The organism is Thioclava sp. JE_KL1, assembly GCF_009296265.1.
In the GTDB taxonomy this organism is placed as follows: Bacteria; Pseudomonadota; Alphaproteobacteria; order Rhodobacterales; family Rhodobacteraceae; genus Thioclava.
This window is the reverse complement of the sequence record NZ_WBJS01000043.1, coordinates 1-2632: the sequence shown is the minus strand read 5'-3', so window position 1 is coordinate 2632 and position 2632 is coordinate 1. Positions and strand designations below refer to the sequence as shown.

Here is a 2632-nt window from a genome sequence, read left to right as displayed (position 1 = left end):
CATGACGTTCTCGCGGACGGTGAGATGCGGGAAGAGATTGAAGCTCTGGAAGACCATGCCGACTTCGGCACGCACCTTCGCCAAGGCCCGCCCCGGAAGGACCGGGATGCCGTCGACGCGAATTTCGCTCGCGCGGTCGAAATCCTCCAAGCGGTTGATGCAGCGGATCAGCGTTGACTTGCCCGACCCCGAGGGGCCGATTACGCAGACAACCTCTCCTTTTTCGATCTCCATATTGATCCCGCGCAGCGCTTCGTAAGTGCCGTAATGCTTGCGCAGATCGCGGATGCTCACATAGCCCTTCATACGCGCCTCCCGGAATTGAAACGGTTCTCCAGACGCGACACCAGCAGCACCGCCGGCCAGAGAAAAACGATATAGATCAGCGCGGCGCCGATCAGCGGCGAGGGGTTCGCCGCGAGCGCCTGCGCCTGTGTCGCCTGTTTCAGAAGGTCCGGCATCGCGACCACGGAGGCCAGCGCTGTGTCCTTCATGACATTGATCGAATTGTTGGTCAGCGGCGGGATCACGATCTTGATCGCCTGCGGCAGGATCACGTCTACCATCGTCTGGCGGTGGCTCAGGCCCAGCGCCTCGGAGGCTTCGAATTGACCGTTCGGGATCGCCTCGATACCGGCGCGGAAAATCTCGGCCGTATAGGCGCCCGACACCAGAGTCAGCGCGGTCATCGCCGAGGCGAAGGACGACAGACGCACGCCGAGGAAGGGCAACGCGTAATAGACAACAATCAGCAGCACCAGTAGCGGGATTGAGCGGAAGACGTCGATATAGATCTTCGTCAGGATGCGCACCGGCGCGATGCCATAGAGCCGCAGCATCGAGAGAAACAGGCCGAGGATCAGCCCCGCGACGATGCTCGCGACGCCCAGTTGCAGCGTCAGCCATAGACCGTTGAGCAGCATTGGCAGGCTTCGGCTCAGCACATCGGCGTTGAGGAAGGTATCAAGGAAGGTCATGGGTGTCTTTCGGTCAGCGACGCGCCCCCGACTAGCGGGAGCGCGCCCAATGGCGTCACTTCAGCGTGGGCATATCCATGACGGTAACGGTCGACGTATCCGCCTCGGGCGCGACCCCGAACCACTTCTCGTGAAGTTTGGCGATCGTCCCATCTTCCTTGAGACCGGTGATGATGTCGTTCACCTCGCTTGCAAGCGGTGCGTCTTTGGCAAACATCATCGAGTATTTCTCGCCCGTCGCGATGCGCTGAACCACTTTCAGGTTCGGCTTGTCCTTCACGTAGTAGAGCAGTGCAGGAATGTCGGAGATATAGCCGTCGATGCGGCTCGCCGCGAGGTCGAGCATCGCAGGCGCCAGCCCTTCGTAGCGCTTGATCTCGGAGAAGCCATATTCTGCATTATGCTCGGTCGCCCACATGTCGCCGGTAGAGCCGGTATCGACGCCGACGATCTTGCCCTTCATTTCGCCCAGCGATTGCGGCCCGCTCGCGAGTGCGGTCAGCGATTGGTCGCTATCGTAATAGGGCTGCGCGAAGGAGACGGATTTCAGACGCTCATCAGTGATGGTGATCGAAGAGATCGCCGCATCGATCCGGCCCGACTGCACGGCCGAGAAGAGACCGTTGAAGGGGATATTCACGATCTCGACGTCGCGCCCGAGTTTCGCGGCCACCGCATCGACCAGATCGACCTCGAAGCCCACGTTCTTGCCGGTCTCGTCCTGAAACTCCCACGGCACGTTTCCGATATTGGCACCGACCGTGAGTGTTTCCGCCCAGGCGCTCGTCCCGAAGGCGGTCACCGCCACGAGGGCCATCGCGGCGATCTTTCCAAATTTTCCAGACATTTTCGTTTTCCCTGTTGATCGTCGTTTTATTTTGCTTAACTGGCATGACCGGTCAGACCGGTCTGACCTTTTGAAACATGCTTTCCCGGATCTGACAAGGAACTTCTTTGATGTTGGCGGGCGCGGAGGGCTATAGACTTGGTAACTGCCAGCTTACGAGGCGCCAGATGGACTACACGAACGACAAGAGCCCCGTCACACAGACGGTCGCGCGCCAGCTGCAAGAGATGATCCGCACCGGAGCGCTGAAAAAGGACGAGCGCCTCCCCTCGCAGCGCGTGCTGTCAGAGCAGCTTGGCGTGTCGCGCGCATCCCTTCGCGAAGCCCTACTGACGCTGGAAACGATCGGTCTCGTGCGCACCTACCCCGCCCGCGGCACTTTCGTGACCGGCGCCCAGTCAGGCAAGTCCGCCGCGATGGATCAGTGGCGCTTCGAGGAACAGTATTCGATTCTCGATGTCTTCCAGTCCCGCCTGCTGATCGAAACAGAACTCTGCCGTCTCGCCGCCCCCCATGTGACGCCCGAGATTGCGGATAAACTGCGGCATGCGACTGAGGAATTCGAGCAGGCGTGGCGCAAGGAAGATCTCGTGACCCATGTCGAAGCCGATCTCACCTTCCACAACATCATTGCGCGGACCTGTCCCAACGCCATGCTCCGCCGCCTGCACCAATCCGTGCGCGACCTTCTGACCGAGACCCAGCGCGTGCCGATACCGAACACTGAGGTCGACCGCATGAACGCCTCGATCAAAGAGCACAGGGCGATCCTGGAGGCGCTAACGCGGCAGAATGCGAACGACGCCGC

4 protein-coding genes are annotated in these 2632 nt (G+C 60.6%); 1 reads left to right on the top strand and 3 read right to left on the bottom strand.

Going from position 1 to position 2632, the window contains the following annotated elements; translation table 11 throughout:
• From F8R15_RS20760 to F8R15_RS20750, 3 genes are all read right to left on the bottom strand, one after another.
• A partial coding sequence (locus tag F8R15_RS20760) for an ATP-binding cassette domain-containing protein (RefSeq protein WP_152845857.1) occupies positions 1-306 on the bottom strand: 306 nt, incomplete at its 3' end.
• Positions 303-977 carry an amino acid ABC transporter permease gene (locus tag F8R15_RS20755; protein ID WP_152845856.1) on the bottom strand — a complete coding sequence of 225 codons (675 nt, stop codon included), beginning with the start codon at positions 975-977 and terminating at the stop codon, positions 303-305. The genes F8R15_RS20755 and F8R15_RS20760, both read right to left, overlap by 4 nt.
• A 55-nt stretch (positions 978-1032) precedes the next feature.
• Complete coding sequence (locus F8R15_RS20750) at positions 1033-1824, bottom strand: ABC transporter substrate-binding protein (RefSeq protein ID WP_152845855.1); 792 nt, start codon at positions 1822-1824, stop codon at positions 1033-1035.
• Between the two features lie 167 nt (positions 1825-1991).
• Between F8R15_RS20750 and F8R15_RS20745 the strand changes: the two genes are divergently transcribed.
• A partial coding sequence (locus F8R15_RS20745) for a FadR/GntR family transcriptional regulator (RefSeq protein ID WP_152845854.1) occupies positions 1992-2632 on the top strand: 641 nt, incomplete at its 3' end.